The sequence below is a fragment of the Pseudomonas sp. efr-133-TYG-23 genome, assembly GCF_030209215.1.
GTDB lineage: Bacteria > Pseudomonadota > Gammaproteobacteria > Pseudomonadales > Pseudomonadaceae > Aquipseudomonas > Aquipseudomonas rhodesiae.
Genome location: NZ_JARVSL010000030.1, coordinates 69,814 through 86,510, shown reverse-complemented (window position 1 = coordinate 86,510; position 16,697 = coordinate 69,814). Strand labels below are relative to the sequence as shown.

Annotated in this window: 20 protein-coding genes; 3 read left to right on the top strand and 17 right to left on the bottom strand. The window is 61.0% G+C overall.

Going from position 1 to position 16,697, the window contains the following annotated elements; all coding sequences use genetic code 11:
• The 3 genes from QRN41_RS20790 to QRN41_RS20780 form a co-directional block, all read right to left on the bottom strand.
• Nucleotides 1-394 (bottom strand): substrate-binding domain-containing protein (locus tag QRN41_RS20790; RefSeq protein WP_285422079.1); only part of this gene is annotated, 394 nt, incomplete at its 3' end.
• Between the two features lie 38 nt (nt 395-432).
• On the bottom strand, nt 433-1,254 hold the full coding sequence (locus tag QRN41_RS20785; protein WP_285422078.1) for an SDR family oxidoreductase: 822 nt from the start codon (nt 1,252-1,254) through the stop codon (nt 433-435).
• 168 nt (nt 1,255-1,422) lie between these two features.
• Nucleotides 1,423-1,902: a GNAT family N-acetyltransferase gene (locus QRN41_RS20780; protein WP_034139011.1), complete on the bottom strand. Its 480-nt coding sequence runs from the start codon at nt 1,900-1,902 to the stop codon at nt 1,423-1,425.
• A gap of 219 nt (nt 1,903-2,121) precedes the next feature.
• Here QRN41_RS20780 and QRN41_RS20775 point away from each other — a divergent pair, with 219 nt between their 5' ends.
• The 3 genes from QRN41_RS20775 to QRN41_RS20765 are packed head-to-tail and all read left to right on the top strand — an operon-like array spanning nt 2,122 to nt 3,203.
• Nucleotides 2,122-2,454 carry a hypothetical protein gene (locus QRN41_RS20775; protein ID WP_034139012.1) on the top strand — a complete coding sequence of 111 codons (333 nt, stop codon included), beginning with the start codon at nt 2,122-2,124 and terminating at the stop codon, nt 2,452-2,454.
• 51 nt (nt 2,455-2,505) lie between these two features.
• Nucleotides 2,506-2,772 carry a hypothetical protein gene (locus tag QRN41_RS20770; protein ID WP_285422077.1) on the top strand — a complete coding sequence of 89 codons (267 nt, stop codon included), beginning with the start codon at nt 2,506-2,508 and terminating at the stop codon, nt 2,770-2,772.
• Nucleotides 2,773-2,822: 50 nt separating this feature from the next.
• The gene (locus QRN41_RS20765; RefSeq protein ID WP_285422076.1) at nt 2,823-3,203 is read left to right on the top strand and encodes a termination factor Rho; all 381 of its coding nucleotides are present in this window, start codon (nt 2,823-2,825) and stop codon (nt 3,201-3,203) included.
• A gap of 51 nt (nt 3,204-3,254) precedes the next feature.
• Here QRN41_RS20765 and QRN41_RS20760 read toward each other — a convergent pair whose 3' ends face one another.
• The 14 genes from QRN41_RS20760 to fabF all read right to left on the bottom strand — a co-directional run bounded on the left by QRN41_RS20760 (nt 3,255) and on the right by fabF (nt 16,631).
• Nucleotides 3,255-4,172 (bottom strand): PfkB family carbohydrate kinase, encoded by a 918-nt coding sequence (locus QRN41_RS20760; RefSeq protein ID WP_285422075.1) that lies wholly within the window; start codon nt 4,170-4,172, stop codon nt 3,255-3,257.
• Entirely contained in the window at nt 4,165-5,631 is a 1,467-nt protein-coding gene (locus tag QRN41_RS20755) for a purine-cytosine permease family protein (protein ID WP_167418085.1), read from the bottom strand. The genes QRN41_RS20760 and QRN41_RS20755 overlap by 8 nt, the downstream gene beginning before the upstream one ends.
• A 102-nt stretch (nt 5,632-5,733) precedes the next feature.
• Nucleotides 5,734-6,735, bottom strand: a complete 1,002-nt coding sequence (locus QRN41_RS20750; protein ID WP_034139016.1) for an ADP-ribosylglycohydrolase family protein — start codon at nt 6,733-6,735, stop codon at nt 5,734-5,736.
• Complete coding sequence (locus QRN41_RS20745; protein WP_034139017.1) at nt 6,732-7,445, bottom strand: GntR family transcriptional regulator; 714 nt, start codon at nt 7,443-7,445, stop codon at nt 6,732-6,734. Before QRN41_RS20745 ends, QRN41_RS20750 begins: the two co-directional genes overlap by 4 nt.
• 70 nt (nt 7,446-7,515) lie before the next feature.
• Nucleotides 7,516-8,076 (bottom strand): DUF1285 domain-containing protein, encoded by a 561-nt coding sequence (locus tag QRN41_RS20740; protein ID WP_034099882.1) that lies wholly within the window; start codon nt 8,074-8,076, stop codon nt 7,516-7,518.
• 27 nt (nt 8,077-8,103) lie between these two features.
• Nucleotides 8,104-8,709, bottom strand: a complete 606-nt coding sequence (locus tag QRN41_RS20735; protein ID WP_034139019.1) for a DUF4823 domain-containing protein — start codon at nt 8,707-8,709, stop codon at nt 8,104-8,106.
• Nucleotides 8,710-8,796: 87 nt separating this feature from the next.
• Nucleotides 8,797-9,765, bottom strand: a complete 969-nt coding sequence (locus QRN41_RS20730) for a GTP 3',8-cyclase MoaA (RefSeq protein WP_094066823.1) — start codon at nt 9,763-9,765, stop codon at nt 8,797-8,799.
• 107 nt (nt 9,766-9,872) lie between these two features.
• The gene (locus tag QRN41_RS20725) at nt 9,873-10,532 is read right to left on the bottom strand and encodes a TetR/AcrR family transcriptional regulator (RefSeq protein WP_034139021.1); all 660 of its coding nucleotides are present in this window, start codon (nt 10,530-10,532) and stop codon (nt 9,873-9,875) included.
• 443 nt (nt 10,533-10,975) lie between these two features.
• The gene (locus tag QRN41_RS20720) at nt 10,976-11,761 is read right to left on the bottom strand and encodes a TatD family hydrolase (protein ID WP_285422074.1); all 786 of its coding nucleotides are present in this window, start codon (nt 11,759-11,761) and stop codon (nt 10,976-10,978) included.
• 65 nt (nt 11,762-11,826) lie between these two features.
• Nucleotides 11,827-12,816, bottom strand: coding sequence for a DNA polymerase III subunit delta' (locus QRN41_RS20715; protein WP_285422073.1), 990 nt, complete (start codon nt 12,814-12,816; stop codon nt 11,827-11,829).
• Complete coding sequence (tmk, locus tag QRN41_RS20710; protein WP_094066822.1) at nt 12,809-13,441, bottom strand: dTMP kinase; 633 nt, start codon at nt 13,439-13,441, stop codon at nt 12,809-12,811. Before tmk ends, QRN41_RS20715 begins: the two co-directional genes overlap by 8 nt.
• Before the next feature lie 19 nt (nt 13,442-13,460).
• Nucleotides 13,461-14,570 (bottom strand): endolytic transglycosylase MltG, encoded by a 1,110-nt coding sequence (gene mltG / locus QRN41_RS20705; protein ID WP_123478789.1) that lies wholly within the window; start codon nt 14,568-14,570, stop codon nt 13,461-13,463.
• A 1-nt stretch (nt 14,571) separates the two neighbouring features.
• Nucleotides 14,572-15,387: an aminodeoxychorismate lyase gene (pabC, locus tag QRN41_RS20700; RefSeq protein ID WP_167418090.1), complete on the bottom strand. Its 816-nt coding sequence runs from the start codon at nt 15,385-15,387 to the stop codon at nt 14,572-14,574.
• Nucleotides 15,387-16,631 carry a beta-ketoacyl-ACP synthase II gene (gene fabF / locus QRN41_RS20695; RefSeq protein ID WP_034099890.1) on the bottom strand — a complete coding sequence of 415 codons (1,245 nt, stop codon included), beginning with the start codon at nt 16,629-16,631 and terminating at the stop codon, nt 15,387-15,389. The genes pabC and fabF overlap by 1 nt, the downstream gene beginning before the upstream one ends.
• Nucleotides 16,632-16,697 lie beyond the last annotated feature (66 nt).

Here is a 16,697-nt window from a genome sequence, read left to right as displayed (position 1 = left end):
TGCCCAGGTACGGCACGTCTTCCATAAACTTGCCCTTGGCGTCGACGAAACGGTCGTCCACCGCCATGACTTTCATATCGTTGAGCTTGGCCTTGGCCACAATCGCCGGGCCGAGGGACACATCCGGCGGGCAGATCACAAAACCCTTGGCGCCGTTGGCGGCCAGGCTGTCGATGGCCGAGAGGGTTTTCTCGCCGTCGGGCACGGCGATCTTGATCAACTCAAACCCCTTGTCCTTGGCGGCTTTTTCAGCGAAGGCCCACTCGGTCTGGAACCAGGGTTCTTCGGCTTGTTTGACCAGGAAGCCGATTTTGACTGTATCCGCAGCCAGGGCGAAGGAGCTGAGGCTGCTGAACGCCACGGCGGTAGCGAGAACACGTAAGGCTTTTTTCATGAACGGCACCTCTTGTTGTTATTGGAGAGCGGCAGGTTCTAGTCGTGGTACATCACAGACCGCCCGCCATCGATCATCAGGCAGGTGGCATTGATAAAAGGCGCTTCGTCGGTGGCCAGGAACAGCGCCGTCATCGCCACCTCGACCGGTTGGCCGATGCGCTTGGGCGGGTGCAGGTCGAAGGCGCGCTGGCGTTCGGCGTGGGGGTCGGGGAAACCGTTCCAGTAATCGACATTCAGCTGGGTTTCGATATAGCCCGGCGCAATCGCATTCACGCGGATGCCTTTGGGCGCGTATTCGATGCCCAGCGCGCGGGTCAGGCCGAGCAGGCCATGTTTGGCTACCGGGTACGGAAAGCACCCGGGAATGATGTGGCTGGAATGGGTGGAGGCGATGTTGATGATATTGCCGATGCCCCGCTCGATCATGTGCGGCAACACCGTGCGACAGCCGAACCAGGCACCGTCGAGATCGATGGCGAAGCAGCGGCGCCAGTCTTCGTCGGTCATTTCCAGCGGGTCGCGGAACACATTGACCCCTGCGCAATTGACCAGCACATCCACACGCCCGAAGCGCTCGATGGCCAGGTTGACCAGCGCCTGCCACTGTTCCTTGGCGGTGATATCGATAGGGAGTGCATGGATCTGGGCGCCGCGTTCGCGCCAGTGAGCGGCAACGGCCTCGACCTTGTCGCCCTGGATATCGCCGATCACCAACTGCGCCTGCTGGGCTTGAAAGCACGCGACGATCGCCTCGCCAATGCCTTGGGCGGCACCGGTGATCACGACCACCTTGCCTTTGAGACGCTCGCCGTAAGTAGGCTCGGGCACCCTGGGCAACGACAACGGATGTGCCTGCATCGCTTCACCTGTTTTATTTTTGGTAGTGAGTGCTGATGCCGCCGACTATAAACCTAGAACCTGAAACATCTCAATATATAAATTTACATCCCATATTGTGAGAAAAAATGTAAAAAAACCGGCACATCCATGCCGGTAATTGATCAAGTAATAGAACGACTTTCAGCCTCAACCCAAGGCGAAGTCACGCAACGCATCGCCTTCCATGCGGTACCGCACCCACTCTTCCTGCGGCTGTGCGCCAATGGATTTGTAGAAGGCAATCGCCGGCTCGTTCCAGTCCAGCACGCTCCACTCAAAGCGCCCGCAGCCATTGTCGAACGCGATCTTGGCCAAATGGCGCAACAACTTCTTGCCCGCCCCGCCGCCACGTTGTTCCGGGTTGATGTAGAGGTCTTCGAGGTACAGGCAGTTACTGCCCAGCCAGGTGGAGTAGCTGAAGAAGAACACTGCAAAACCGATGGGCACGCCGTCCCGCAAGCAAATCAGACCATGGGCGGTGGCGCCCTCGCTGAACAGGCTACGTTCAATGTCCACCACACTGGCGATCACTTCATGCCGGGCTTTTTCGTACTCCGCAAGCTCGGTGATAAAAGTCAGGATCTGCGCAGCGTCACTGGGCACGGCGGGACGAATCTCGATGGTCATGGGCGAGCCTTGGCAATGTCAAAGCCCACATACTAAGGCGCTTTGATGACTGATTGCAGCGCAATTTTATGGGCTACGAGGTGGCGTCGATGTGGCCCAATGCGCTGACACACAAATTTTTACAGGCAACTTGATACCGTTCGTCGCCATCGAGGCACGATCAATAAACGTCGGCTGACCAACAAAGGGTAAGGACATTAATCATAAGGAGACACCCTCATGAACCATTCCAAATGTGCTGCCCTCGCCCTCGCCGGTCTGCTGTCCGCGGTTTCCCTGAGCAGCTTCGCCGCGACCTCATCCACCGGCCCGACCAACCCGGACGCCACCACCGAGTCGCAGAAGTCCATGGGCACGGGCCTGGACACCAATGGCGGCGCGGTGATCGATAACACCAACGCCGCCGACCCGCACACTCAAGGCCATGACACCCAACGCCAGGCACCGGCTGCGGTGGGTAACGGCAAGATGGGCCCGTCGGTGAACGAGCCGAAGATCAACAAAGGCGACGACTCGAACCTGCCGGGTGCGCCGAAGCAACCTGCACCTTGATTCATCGCACGCGAGACGAACACCCGATCATTTCCCCATGAAGAGGTACGCATGAACGTCGATAAGAACCTTGAGAGAGAAGTCCTCACCCGCCTGTTGCACGCCCATCCCCATGGTTTGGGCAAGGAGGTGCTCGACAACTACCGCGGCGAGAAAGTAGTCGCCAGTGCCTTGGCGTTCCTTCAAGACCGTGGACTTATCAAGGACGGTCACGTGACCACCGACGCTGCCGGTGAATATGCCTTGAACCTGCCGATCAAGCTGACCGCGTCGGGTGTCGATGAGGCGCGCAAGCTGGAAAGTGCCGACCTTCAGTAATTCATTTTGTCTGGTCTGGCCCTGGCGACAGGGCCAGTAGGAGTATCGCAATGCCTCTTGGAAGCAAAGCCAAATACACCGCCGCACAGAAGCGTAAAGCCTCCCGTATCGAACAGAGTTACGAGGACAAAGGCGTGCCCAAATCCGAAGCCGAAGCCCGTGCGTGGGCCACCGTCAACAAGCAGTCTGGCGGGGGCGAAAAGGCCGGCGGCTCGGGTCAGCGCAAGGCACCGGCGAAGAATGCCCAGGATCGTCATGACTCGGCCAAGCGGGCTGCCGCCAGCCGTGAAGGGCATCCGCGCAACAGCCGCGTGTCCTTAAGCACCCAGACCAAGGAAAGCCTGCTCAAAGAAGCCCGGGCGAAAGATATCCGCGGGCGTTCGAGCATGCGTAAGGATCAGCTGATCGAAGCGTTGAAGAAGGCAGGTTGACCCTGCCTTGGCAGCGGTGGGAGGACGTCCGCGTCCTGCCACCGTTGGTTGTCATGGTTTGAAGAAGGCGTCGACTTCAGCACCGGTCGGCGCAGTGGCCGGGCCCCAGCGCGTCACCGCCAACGCCGCCGCCGCATTTGCACGGCGCGCCGATTCCACCGGTTCGAGGCCTTGGGCCAGACCGGCAATCATCACCCCCGCGTGCGCGTCCCCAGCGCCATTGCTATCCACCGCCTGCACCATGAACCCAGGCACATGTTCGATCTGAGCCCCACGCCCTACCCAGCAGCCATTCGGACCATCCCGTACCACCAACAGCGTGTCAGCGGGTAAGTGCAGAGCGAGGTCGGTCAACGCCTGCGCAATATCCGCCGCCCCGGTGAATGCCAGTGCTTCTGGCCCGTTGCTGGTCCAGATATCGATGCGCGGCAGCAAGGCAACCATCAGTGCCGAATTCGGCCCCTTGGCCAGCGGCCCCGGATCGAACACCACCGCGATGGTCCGCGGTAAGGCCAGCAGCCAGTCGATCAGCGGCTGGGCCTTGCCTTCCAGCAGCAGGCTGTAGCCGCTGACATACACGTAGTCATCGGCAAATGGCACCACGCTGGCCAAATCTTCGGCGCTCAGTTCCCCCTCTGCCCCAAGGCGCGAGATAAAAGTGCGCTCCGTGGACGCCTCGGTCAGGGCCACGCATAGGCCTGTGTCCTTGCCACTGCTCGGTGCCAGGGCCATGTCGATGCCGTCCGCCTGCATCGCCGCACGGGCCAGATCGCCGAAGCGCCCGGTGCCATGGCGCCCCAAGTACACCACCGGCATGCCGTTGCGTCGCGCGGCGGCCATCACATTGAAGCCGCCGCCGGTTTCGAAACTGGCCGATTGGGCCAGTACGTCGCCCCCCGTGGCAGGCAATGTATCGAGGGCCATGACCAGGTCGACGATGACCTGCCCCGTGTGCAGCAATCTAGACATGCGCGCCCTCAACCAGCGCCGGGCGTCGATCAGATGCACCACCCAGCACGGCGTAGATCCCACCCGCGACCAAGAACGTGACAATCCAACCCAGGCCGTTATGGCCCAGCCAGGAGTCGGACAACGGCCCGGCAAACCATATGTTGTCAGCGGTAGTGCCGATGGTGGTAAAGCTGAAACCCAGCACGATCGCCACGGCCCACGCGCCGAATGCGCGCCATTCCACACCGCCGCGATACCAGTAGGCGCTGCTGGGGCTGACGTCCAGCAGATCCTGGGCGCTGTAGTAGTGACGGTGGATCAAGTCGACCACGAAGATGCCGACCCAGGCGGTAATCGGCACCGCCAGCAGCGAAATGAAGGTAATAAACGGGCCGTAGAAACTGTCGGCAATCAGCATGAAGTAAATCGAACCGGCAAAGATCGCCACGATATCGACGATCACCGCATGTACGCGCTTGACCTTCAAACCGAGGGTCAGGGTGGTCAGCCCCGCCGAATACACCGACAGGTTATTCGACAGCAACAGCCCCCCGAACGCCGTGATCAGGTACGGCACCGCCATCCAGGTGGGCAGCATGTCGCGGATCGCGATGATCGGGTCCGTGGCCGCCGCCAGGTCGTTATTGCCCACCGACAACAGGCCGCCCAGGGTGATCAACAGCACCAGCGGAATGCCCGCGCCAAAGGCGGCGGACGCAACCAGTCGCGCGGCCTTGACGCTGCGGTGCTGGTAACGCGACATATCGGCACCGGCGTTGGCCCAGCCGATACCGGTACCGGCCGCCATGGTGCCAATGCCGATGATCATCGCGCTCAGGGGTGCCGGCGTGGCATTGAACACGGCGTTCCAGTCGATGGTGGCGCAGAGAAAACCACCCACTAGGATATTCAGCGCGCCAAACACGTAAGTGGCCCATTTCTGGATCACCAACAAAGTGGCATGGCCCAGACCGGAGACCGCCAGGGTCAGCAGCACGAAAATGCCGATAAAGATCAGGGTCAGCACCGGCGCGCTTTTGGCCTCGACCGCCGAGCCGAACAGGATTGAGCACAGCGACAGCAGCACAAACGCAGCGGTAGTGGTGTTGACGGTTTCCCAGCCCAGGCGCGACATCAGCGAAACCAAAGTCGGACCGATATTACCGCGCACGCCGAAGATGGCGCGCGACAGCGTCAGGCTGGGGGCGCGGCCGCGTCGGCCGGCGATGGAGATGATGCCCACCACAGCAAAGGAACCGGCGGCGCCGAGGATCGCCACGATCACCGCCTGCCAGATCGCCAAGCCGCGAAACGCCACCAACGTGGCACCCAGCGGCAGGCCGAGGATGCTGATATTGGCGGCAAACCACACCCAGAACAGCTGCAGCGGGTGACCATTGCACTCCGCTTCGGGGACCGGTTCGATACCGCGTGTTTCCAATTGCCCGGCGTTTTGGCCGGCAGACGTGCTGCTCATGGTGCTGCTCCTGATGCCTGTATTTGTTGTGGTGATGGCAAATAGTTAAAGGGTTAACCCGTCATCCTGACTGTGTTCAGCAACGCACGTCGCAACGCGCGCTTAACGCAAGGCGAGCAGCCCCTGGACCAAGGGTTGCAAATCCAGCCCATTGACCCGTTTGACCTGCTCGATCATCGCTGGTGGCCAGCACTGCATGCCCAAACAAGCGCCAAGCATGGCGCCCAGCATCGCTGCGATGGTGTCGGTATCGCCGCCGAGGCTGGCGGCCAGGCACAACGCGTCCAGCGCCGTCAGCTCACCCACCGCCACCCGCTGCGCCAGGGCGAACGACACCACCACCGACTCCTGGGAGGCCACGGAGGTGCCGATCAACTCATACAACAGGTCAGCGAACAGCGCGGTATCGCCGCTGCCAACGCTCAAGGTGCGGGCCCAACTGATGCGCGTGGAAATCCGCCCACCCGCCACCCAATGGCCATGGCTCTCGGTTTGTTGGGCAATCTGGGTGCCGATGCTTAACGCTTCGCCTAGATCCACGCCGTTGATACCGGCCGAAACCACCGCCGCCACCGCTGCCGCGCTGGAGATGCCCAGGGTCGTGTTGTGGGTGACTTGGCACGCCTGGATCACCGACTGGACAAATCGAACCGAATCGTTGACATCGGCGGCAATGCCCACCGGCGTGATACGCATGGCCGCGCCGTTGGTGGTGCCATAACGCCCGGATTCCTCTGGAGTATGGCCGGCGAGGATCATGTCGATCGCGCGCTTGGTGGAGGGACCGAGCAAGTCCTGGGAGCCCTTGGCGCGCATGCTCGCTTCCCAGTCGATCAGGCGCTGGGCGAGGACCGCAGGCTCGATCGTGCCCTGGCCTTGCACCAACAACTCGCCCACCAGAATCGCTTGCTCGGTGTCGTCGGTCACCGAGCCGGCGGGCATGTTGGGGGCGATGGGTTGGTCGGCGTGGGCATCGACCAGCGTTGTGATCGCGCCGAACCGCGCGCGTACCTGCTCGCGGTTGAGGGATTGGGTCGGCATGCCGAGGGCATCGCCCAGGGCCAAGCCGTAAAAGGCGCCGAGGGCGCGATTATGCGGGGTCATTTGGCGGTTCCGAATTGCAGGTGCAGGCGAAAGTGCACAGGGTCAAGCACGCTTTCGACGTACTCCATAAAACGTCCGCGACGGTCGAAAGTGGTTCGCGACGCCTTCAAAAACACCGTGCCGACTGGGCGCCCCAGCAGCTCGGCGTCTTCGTCGCTCAATGGCTCGGCACCGATCCACTGGTCGCCATCAGCGCCGACATAGCCATAGGCCGCCAGGGTAATGGTCAGAGAATTGTCGATCAGGCCGACCCGGGGCAGGCTCTCAAGACTGCCAGCGGCGGGCATCAACGAGCGTTCCAGGGACACGGCAGTGCCATCGGTGGTCCGACGGCGCCGGTCGAGGGCGATGAACTGATCGCTGCCGAAGCGGTTGAGCAAGTCCGGGCGGGTTACCGCTTCCAGGCGCAGGACGTCAGTGGTGATCAACGCCCCCGTATCGGCCAAGGCCTGCGCCCAGCCGCTGGCTTGATCGAGCACCATGCCGTCAAAGGTGACAATGGAGCCGACCCCGCTCTGGGTGGCGATGTAGTTGCGGCGCTTCAGCTCGGCCAGAGCCTCGCGCAAGGTGCCTCGGCTGACCCCGAACTCTTCGGCCAATTGGTGCTCGCCCGGCAGCAGGAAACCGTCGGCCATCATGCCACCTTCAATGCGGCGGATGAGTTCGTCGACGACGCGTTTTTTCTTATCGAATCGCACATGTCTAATCATGTACAAATTGATAACCGAAAGGCCCGGTGAGCGGCAAGCGAATTATGTCAGGGCCTGGTAAAAACCGGCCTCAGGGCTCCAGGCCAATCGGGAAAAACTCCCCGCCGCTCCATACACCCAGCCAATTTCGCCCGTTGATCGGACGACTCACCGCCAACTCGACCAGTTGATAGAACACGTTGCGATGCACCAGGGCTTCGAGGTTGGCGCGCACGCGCAGATAAGGCGATGGCTCTTCGGTGACCGGGTCAATCACCACCCGTAGGGGATGTTCGAGACCCGCCTCGATCTGCTCGTCGACGTTGGTGGTCAAGCGCAGCCGCTGACTTTCGCCCTCGCCTTCCACCTCCAATGTCACCGCAACGAACGGCGCGTCGTCGACCACGATCCCGACCTTTTCCACCGGGGTAACCAGAAAGTAATCATCGCCATCGCGGCGAATGATATTGGAGAACAATTTGACCATCGGCTTTCGCCCGATCGGCGTGCCTTGGTAAAACCAAGTGCCGTCGCGGGCGATGCGCATATCGATATTGCCGCAGAAATCCGGGTTCCACAGATGCACCGGTGCCGGGCCCTTGCCTTTGGGCAGTTGCGCCAACAGATCGTTGGCCTTGGCGGAATCGGTCATGGGTTCTCCCTTGAGGATGCGCCGGACCTATTGATCACTCATACCCAGCAAGCTGCGTGCGTACTGCGCCAGGGGACGGGCAATCAGGTCTTGTGGCTTATTGTCGTGGAATGTCAGTAAACCGCCACGACTGCGAATACGTGCAGTATCAATCAAATACTGGGTGCTGGTCTCGATCAACATGATCTGAATAACGCCGCTGTCCAGGCCAACGCGGTCGAGCGCCTCTTGATCGGCCCATTCATCGGCGTTACCGATACGGTCGTCGGCCTTGGCGAAGCGGCAGTACAGCAGGTAATGAGCGCCCGCCGCACGGGCTTCGGCCATGGCTTGCTCAAGGCCTTCAGGTTGCCGGGCGCGACGTACCATGGGGAAATATTCGACGAAACCATTGAAGGCTTCCTCAGCCACCACGTTCGGACGCGGATAGGCACTGCCCGGCGGCACAAACGCGCCCTGGGCGATAAAAATAAAGGAATCCGGCTGCACACGAATCGACGCCGTGCGGCGAGTGTCGCTGTGATCCAGCAACCCGGCGTCACTCATCTGATAGCGGGTGCCTTCGGCCATATCGCTGACGGTCATGCAACCACTCAGCGTCAACGACGCCAGCAACAAAACCAGACTACGCATCCTATTCCTCCAGAAGCCGGTGACGGAAAACCGGCGAATGGGCACGAGATGCAGAATCTGGGCCAGGGCAGCTGCACACATGCGGCGTTAGCCGCCGATGATTTTCATGATGGTTGCGCCGCCGGAGAATGCCACTTCCTGCTTATCACCCAGGGCTTTCATCAACAAACCCTGCAAGGCCGGCAGCGCCTGATGACGGGGCTTGTCGAGCAAGTCGCCGACATAGTGGCGGTTGCTCGACGATAGACAGCCATGCAACCAACCGGTGGACGACAGCCGCAACCGCGAGCAAGTACGGCAGAACGGCACGCTTTCGTTGGCGATCACGCCGAAATGGCCTTTGCCCGGCACTTCATAGCGCACCGCCGTGGCGTCCACGGGGGCATTGGCCTGCAAGTATTCGTAGCGTTCGCCGATCAGGCTCAACAGTTGTTGCAGGCTGACGAACTGCTGCAGAAAGGCATTGGAATCCTTGGCCAGGTGGCCCATGCGCATCAACTCGATAAAGCGCAACTCGTAGCCGCGCTCCAGACAGTAATCGAGCAGCGGCATCACCTGATCCAGGTTCTGGCCGCGCAATGGCACCATATTGACCTTGATCTTGAGCCCGGCGGCGCGAGCCTGATCCATGCCATCGAGCACGGTGGCCAGGTCGCCGCCACGGGCAATGCTGCGGAACGCGCCGGCGTCCAGGGTATCGAGGGAGACGTTGATACGCCGGATGCCGGCATCCACCAGCAGCGGCAATTTGCGAGCAAGCAGTTGGCCATTGGTGGTCAGGCTGATATCGCTCAGCCCAAGCTGGCCCACGGCACCGAGGAACACTTCCAGCTTGGGACTGACCAGCGGCTCACCGCCAGTGATGCGTAAACGCTCGATGCCGGCCGCTTCAATCAGGTACGCCACGCCACGGGCCATGGCCTCGGCCGAGAGTTCGTCCTGGGCAGCCACCAGCCGCTTGCCATCAGGCACGCAGTAGGTACACGCGTAATTGCAGGCTGAGGTCAGGCTGATCCGCAAATTGCGAAAACGCCTGCCTTGACGATCAACGATCATGGAACACTCCGGCAGAGGATAATTCGGGCGCACTAAAAGCTGACCTATAAATCAGCTTTTAGCAAGATCCTTGCCTGAGTATATTCCTGGGTTACTGCGCCTGGCAGCTAATCTTGAGTGGCGGGCGTGGCTTCAAGCGCCGGTTCGGCACTGTGCTTGCGCTTGTTGCCCATACGCACACCGATATCCATCAGGAACTGGAAGAACCCTTCCTGATCTTCCAGCACATTGCTCCAGAACGGCGAGTGATACAGCGCCACGGCGCCATGCACCAACGCCCAGGCGGCGCAATAGTGGAAATACGGCGGTACATCCTCCAGCTTGCCTTCGCTGATACGGCCTTTGATAAGCAGAGTCAGGCGTTCGAAGTTCGAGGCGCGGATCTTATGCAGCTCCTCGACCATTTCCGGGACCTGATGGCCTTTGACCACCTTCTCTTCCAGTCGGTCGAACAGGCGGTAGCGCTGGGGGTCACGCATACGGAATTCGAAGTAGGCGCGGGACAGGGCTTCCTTGTCCTTGTCCACGTCGGCCGAATGCAGCAACTCGTTCAAATCGCGCTCGTAGTCGAGCATCAGGCGCAGGTAGATCTCGGCCTTGGATTTGAAATGTTTGTAGATGGTGCCTTTGCCGATACCCACGGCATCCGCAATCATCTCGACGGTGACGCTGTCTTCACCTTGTTCGAGGAACAACTTGAGCGCGGTGTCGAGAATTTCCTGCTCTCGGCGGCGAAACTCACGGACCTTACGGGGTTCTTTGTGCATGAGGAAGAGGTCTGCAGAGGTCGGTAGAGGGAGGGCCATGCAAGGCCACGGATACGTGGCGATACGATTTACCCGATGCGAGGGATTATCCCGACTGAACGGTCGTTGGGCAACGCCTATGTGAACCCACCCTGCACTTTAATGACAACATGCCAACGAATCAGCGGTTATCAGTCAGAAATAATACGCAACATCCACCCATGCCCATGGCGTCGGTGAGAACTCAACTGAAGCGCACGTATTCCAAATCTGTTTAAAAAACGATCAGGGGCGACTGGACTGAATCGGATACTGATCAATACTTCAACTGTCGGCGTGACATCTCCCCCAAGTGAAACGCCGATCTGGGTACCGACGGACTGCGTACTCTTGTTTACTCCTAATGGTCTTAGCCCGGATTCACCCCCCAGAACCCGGGTTTTTTTTGCCTGGGATTTGGTCCCTCAAGCGGCGACATGAGCCAACGGGAACAGGCGTTTGAAGTTCTCGGTGGTCTGCTCGGCGAACCGCTCGTAGGGCACGCCGCGCAGCATTGCCAGGTAATCCGCCACATCGCGTACGTACTCCGGCAGGTTCGGCTTGCCGCGATGGGGGATAGGGGCCAGATATGGCGAGTCGGTTTCCACCAGCAGACGGTCGGCCGGTACTTGTCGCGCCACGTCGCGCAGGGCATCGGCATTGCGGAACGTGACAATCCCCGACAAGGAGATATAGAAACCCAGGTCCAGGGCGGCCTTGGCCATGTCCCAGTCCTCTGTGAAGCAATGCAGCACACCGGCCTGGGGCAAGGCGGCCTCGCGCAGCAGCGTCAATGTGTCGGCACGGGCGCCACGGGTATGGACGATCACCGGTTTACCGGTCTGCTGGGCGGCTTGCAGGTGCAGACGGAAGGACGCCTGCTGCAACTCGGCGGCTTCGGGCTCGTAGTGGTAATCCAGGCCGGTCTCGCCAATGGCCACCACGCGTGGGTGATTGAGCTCAGCCAGCAGCCAATCGAGCGCTGGCGCTTCACCAGGCTGGAGGTCCAGCGGGTGGATACCCACCGAACAATCCACATCGGCGTAGCGCTCGGCGAGGGCTTTGACATCAGCGGCGTTTTCGGCGCTGACGCCGATGCACAGGAAATGCCCTACCCCGCGCTGGCGCGCCGCTTCAAGCGCAGCGTCAAGGGACCCGGCGTGCTGGGCGAGATCAAGGCGGTCAAGGTGGCAATGGGAATCTACGAGCATAAGAAGGTACGACTTAAGTCACGGTAAATGTCTGACCAACGATACACTCGTCGGCCATCGAAGGATCAACGGCGCCCGAGCAGGCCAACCCATTGCACCAGCAGCGCTTCAAGCAGCAGCACACGGTTGAGGTTGGCTTTGCCGAGGACTTTCTGGCGCTGGGCAAGGATCCAGTCTTGGATAGTCAGCACCTTGGCCTGGGGGCTTTTCTGCGCGAGGTACTGCACCACTTTGCGCATATCCGGCAGACCCAGGCCGGTTTCGTCCTGGGTCAGTTGGTAGCGCAGGATCAGGCTGGACCAGTCGCAGAACCAGTCGAACAACAGCAGCAGAGGGATATCCTTCCAGGCCGTCTCGGCCAACTGAGTGGCGGACAGCTCCTGCTTGAGCAGTTTCTTCACTCCATCGACCACCAGGGCCCGCTGCTCACGCACGCCTTGGGCCTGCAGCTTGACGGCCGCCAGTGGCGAGCCGGCCGCCAGGGTCAGCAACTCCACGCGCTCCTCAGCGGAGCAATCCGGCAGGGCCTGCGCCAGCCATTGCACACTCATCGCCTCGCTTGGCAGAGGGCAAGCCTGCTGCACGCAACGGCTGCGAATGGTGGGCAACAAGCGGCTGGACTGGTGACTCACCAACAACAGAACAGTGTCGCCGGAAGGCTCTTCGAGGCTTTTGAGCAGGGCGTTGGCGGCATTGATGTTCATCGCCTCCACCGGCTCGATCAGCACCACTTTGCGCCCGCCCATCTGCGCGGTCTGCACCACGAAGCTGACCAGATCGCGCACCTGATCGACCTTGATCGCCTTGTCGGCCTCTTCCGGTTCGAGCAGGTAGTTATCCGGATGGCTGCCCGCCTTGAGCAACAAGCAGGATTTGCATTCGCCGCAAGCCTCCAGGTTGACCGGCCGTTGGCACAACAGACTGGCCATCAAGCGCTCGGCCAGATGGCGCTTACCGATGCCTGCCGGCCCATGCAGCAAATAGGCATGGGCATGCTGGGCACGTCCGGCCAACTGCTGCCAAAGGCTGTCCTGCCAGGGGTAGGCTTCAGCCACGGGCGCGCTCCAGCAGCGCGGGCAACAGCGCATCGATGGCCTGTTGCACATTGGCCAACGGTTGCGCCGCATCCAGCAGGTGATAGCGCGCAGGTTCAGCCTTGGCGCGCGCGAGGAAAGCGCGACGCACGGCGTCGAAGAACACCTGGCCTTCCAGCTCGAAACGGTCCAGACGGCCACGGGCACTGGCGCGCGCCATGCCCACTTCCACCGGCAGATCGAACAACAGGGTCAGGTCCGGGCGCAGGCTGCCCTGTACAAAGGTTTCCAGCGTGGCGATGCGCTCCAGGGGTAAGCCGCGTCCCCCGCCCTGGTAGGCGTAGGTCGAATCGGTGAAACGATCGCAGATCACCACGGCGCCGCGGGCCAGGGCCGGACGGATCACTTCGGCAAGGTGCTGGGCGCGGGCGGCGAACACCAGCAGCAGCTCGGTGTCCGGATTCATCTGTTCTTCGCCCGGGGCCAACAGCACTTCACGGATGCGTTCGGCCAGAGGCGTACCGCCAGGCTCACGGGTCAACACCACCTCGATGCCTTCGGCGCGCAAGCGCTCGGCCAAGTAGTCGCGGTTGGTGCTTTTGCCGGCGCCTTCCGGGCCTTCCAGGGTAATAAACAAGCCAGTCACAGGCGGTCCTTAGTCAGAGTCATTGCGGGCTTTGAGGCGCGGCGGTATCCGGCACCGCCTCGGCCGGAGGCGCTGCCTCTTCCGGCGACTTCACCACCGGTGCCGGGCTGGAGCGGTAATCGGCCCGACGCTTGAGCTGAAACTCGCGCACGGCCGCATTATGCGCATCCAGATCATCCGAGAAAATATGGCTGCCATCGCCACGCGCGACAAAATACAGGCTGCTGCCCGGTGCGGGGTTCAACGCCGCATGGATCGCCTCACGACCGACCATGGCGATCGGTGTCGGCGGCAACCCGGCCACCATGTAAGTGTTGTACGGGTTGGCTTCCTTGAGATGGGCGCGGGTCAATTTGCCGTTGTAGCGCTCGCCCAGGCCATAGATCACCGTGGGATCGGTCTGCAGCAACATGCCGATCTTCAAGCGGCGCACAAACACACCGGCAATCTGACCGCGCTCTTCCGGTATGCCGGTTTCCTTCTCCACCAAAGACGCCATGATCAGCGCCTGGTAAGGATCGGTGTATGGCGCATCGGCGGCGCGCTTGCTCCACTCCTGAGCCAGGACATCGTCCAAGCGGTTATAGGCTTTTTTCAGGAATTCGACGTCAGTCATGCCCCGCACAAAGCGGTAGGTATCGGGAAAGAATCGCCCTTCGGGGAACACACCAGGATGACCGAGCTTATCCATGACATCGCTGTCAGGCAGGCCCGCCAAGGTCTGCACGATTTTTTCGTGCTTGGCCAACGCCGCCCGCACCTGGCGAAAGTTCCAGCCTTCCACCAACGTGAGGCTGTATTGCACCACTTCGCCACGCTGCCACAAACCGATCAGCCCCTGGGCAGTCATGCCGGGGGTCATGCGATATTCACCGCTGTGCAGCGGTTGGCCATCCAGGTTCAAGCGCCAGTAAAGGCGCAACCAGAAGGCGTCGTCGAGCACGCCGTCGGCTTCGAGGCGATTGAAGGTACCGGTGGGGGTTGCCCCGGCCGGTACATCAAGCAATTGCTCCTGGGTCAGCTTCAAGGGCTGCTTGAGGGCAGAGTCGAGTTTCCAGGCAGAAAAGCCCAACAGCAAACCGGCGGAAAACAGACCGATCAGCAGCAGTACAACCAGTTTTCGTATCAACTCAAATATCCAATAAGGCGCGAACAATGCCCTGCAGTTTACGGGTGAGCGGGCCAACCGACCAGCTCATCGCCGCGCACTCACGCACCGGCCAAATGCCATAAACGCTGTTGCAGACAAAGACTTCGTCCGCCTGCCGTAACTGCTCGACATTGATGTCGGCCACGGCCACCGGGACGCCCAGCGCTTCGGCCTGAGCCAGAATCTCAGCACGCATGACGCCAGCAACCCCGCAACGCTTCAGATCGGCGGTTAGTAACAAACCGTTGCTTACGATAAATAAATTACTGAACACGCCTTCGATGACACGTTCGGACATATCCAGCATCAAGCCTTCGGCATGCTCGACGTCCTGCCACTCGGCACGGGCAATCACCTGTTCCAGCCGATTGAGGTGTTTGAGCCCGGCCAACAGCGGTTGCTCGGCCAGACGGGTGGCACACGGAAACAGACGAATGCCGTCGATTCCGTGGGCCAGGGGATAGGAGGCGGGCGGGCTGCCCTGCACAATGCGACGCACCGCTGCGTCGGGGTTCATGCCGTAACCGCGCAGGCTGTCGCCACGGGTGAGAATCAACTTGAGAACGCCTTCGCCGAGGCCGGCGGCGTAGGCCAGCACTTCATTGCGCACAAGGCGGTGGTCGACCTTTAAAGCGAGGCGCCGGCAACCCTCTTCCAGGCGCTGCAGATGTCGGTCGAGCAACACGGGCCGCCCGGCCTTGACGGCAATGGTCTCGAATAGACCATCGCCGTATGCCAGGCCCCGGTCTTTCAGGGGCACGGTGTCCGCTGGCTGACCGTCGACCCAGCAATGCATCACTCGGCGAACCGGCGGAACACCAGGGAGCCGTTGGTGCCACCAAAGCCAAACGAGTTGGAGATGGCCACATCGATCGGCATCGGCTGGGCTTCGTGAGGCACGAAGTTCAGGTCGCAGCCTTCGTCCGGCTCATCCAGGTTGATGGTCGGCGGTGCGACCTGATCCTTGATGGCCATCACGCTGAAGATCGCCTCAACCGCGCCCGCCGCACCCAAGAGGTGACCGGTCATGGACTTGGTGGAGCTGACCGCCAGCTTATAGGCGTGCTCGCCGAACACCGACTTGATGGCCTCGGCTTCCGCCAGGTCGCCGGTCGGGGTCGAGGTACCATGAGCATTGATGTACTGCACCTGGTCGGCATTGACCTTTGCATCACGCAACGCATTGGTGATGCAGCGCGCGGCGCCAGCACCATCGGACGGTGGCGAAGTCATGTGGTAGGCGTCACCACTCATGCCAAAGCCAATCAGTTCGGCATAGATGGTGGCACCACGCGCCTTGGCGTGTTCCAACTCTTCCAATACCAAGGCACCGGCACCGTCGGACAGCACGAAGCCATCACGGCCCTTGTCCCAGGGACGGCTGGCGCGGGTCGGCTCGTCGTTGCGGGTCGACAGCGCACGAGAGGCACCGAAGCCACCCATGCCAAGGCCGCAGGCGGCCATTTCGGCGCCGCCGGCAATCATCACGTCCGCCTCGTCATAGGCAATGTTGCGCGCAGCCATGCCGATGCAGTGGGTGCCCGTGGTGCAGGCCGTGGCAATTGCGTAGTTGGGTCCCTGTGCGCCCAGGTGGATGGACAGGAAGCCGGAAATCATATTGATGATCGAGCCTGGCACGAAGAACGGCGAAATCCGACGTGGGCCCGTCTCATGCAGCGTGCGGCTGGTTTCTTCGATATTGGTCAAACCGCCAATGCCCGAACCCATGGCTACGCCGATACGCTCACGGTTGGCGTCAGTGACTTCCAAGCCAGCATTACGCACTGCCTGAAAACCAGCAGCCAAACCGTATTGAATGAACAGGTCGAGTTTGCGGGACTCTTTGATCGAGAGATATTCCTCGACATTGAACCCCTTTACCGAGCCGCCAAAACGGGTGGAATAGGCAGAAAGGTCTGTGTGTTCGATCAGACCAATACCACTGCGGCCAGCCAGAATGCCCTGCCAACTGCTCGGCACATCTGTACCCAGTGGCGACAACATACCCATACCGGTGACTACGACGCGTCTACGCGACACAGCACTCTCCTTTTTCTTGATGACGACACTTTGCTTCAGCGCTCACTTTTCATTGGAGCTAAAGAA

Excerpts from the sequence above, each read along its gene's own strand:
- pabC (WP_167418090.1), bottom strand. The coding sequence starts at position 15,387 with ATGCATTGCTGGGTCGACGGTCAGCCAGCGGACACCGTGCCCCTGAAA.
- QRN41_RS20755 (WP_167418085.1), bottom strand. The coding sequence starts at position 5,631 with ATGAGCAGCACGTCTGCCGGCCAAAACGCCGGGCAATTGGAAACACGC.
- QRN41_RS20735 (WP_034139019.1), bottom strand. The coding sequence starts at position 8,709 with ATGCGTAGTCTGGTTTTGTTGCTGGCGTCGTTGACGCTGAGTGGTTGC.
- QRN41_RS20720 (WP_285422074.1), bottom strand. The coding sequence starts at position 11,761 with ATGCTCGTAGATTCCCATTGCCACCTTGACCGCCTTGATCTCGCCCAG.
- QRN41_RS20730 (WP_094066823.1), bottom strand. The coding sequence starts at position 9,765 with ATGATCGTTGATCGTCAAGGCAGGCGTTTTCGCAATTTGCGGATCAGC.
- QRN41_RS20750 (WP_034139016.1), bottom strand. The coding sequence starts at position 6,735 with ATGACCCCGCATAATCGCGCCCTCGGCGCCTTTTACGGCTTGGCCCTG.
- QRN41_RS20770 (WP_285422077.1), top strand. The coding sequence starts at position 2,506 with ATGAACGTCGATAAGAACCTTGAGAGAGAAGTCCTCACCCGCCTGTTG.
- QRN41_RS20780 (WP_034139011.1), bottom strand. The coding sequence starts at position 1,902 with ATGACCATCGAGATTCGTCCCGCCGTGCCCAGTGACGCTGCGCAGATC.
- QRN41_RS20785 (WP_285422078.1), bottom strand. The coding sequence starts at position 1,254 with ATGCAGGCACATCCGTTGTCGTTGCCCAGGGTGCCCGAGCCTACTTAC.
- QRN41_RS20760 (WP_285422075.1), bottom strand. The coding sequence starts at position 4,172 with ATGTCTAGATTGCTGCACACGGGGCAGGTCATCGTCGACCTGGTCATG.
- QRN41_RS20745 (WP_034139017.1), bottom strand. The coding sequence starts at position 7,445 with ATGATTAGACATGTGCGATTCGATAAGAAAAAACGCGTCGTCGACGAA.
- QRN41_RS20765 (WP_285422076.1), top strand. The coding sequence starts at position 2,823 with ATGCCTCTTGGAAGCAAAGCCAAATACACCGCCGCACAGAAGCGTAAA.
- QRN41_RS20775 (WP_034139012.1), top strand. The coding sequence starts at position 2,122 with ATGAACCATTCCAAATGTGCTGCCCTCGCCCTCGCCGGTCTGCTGTCC.
- QRN41_RS20725 (WP_034139021.1), bottom strand. The coding sequence starts at position 10,532 with ATGCACAAAGAACCCCGTAAGGTCCGTGAGTTTCGCCGCCGAGAGCAG.
- QRN41_RS20740 (WP_034099882.1), bottom strand. The coding sequence starts at position 8,076 with ATGACCGATTCCGCCAAGGCCAACGATCTGTTGGCGCAACTGCCCAAA.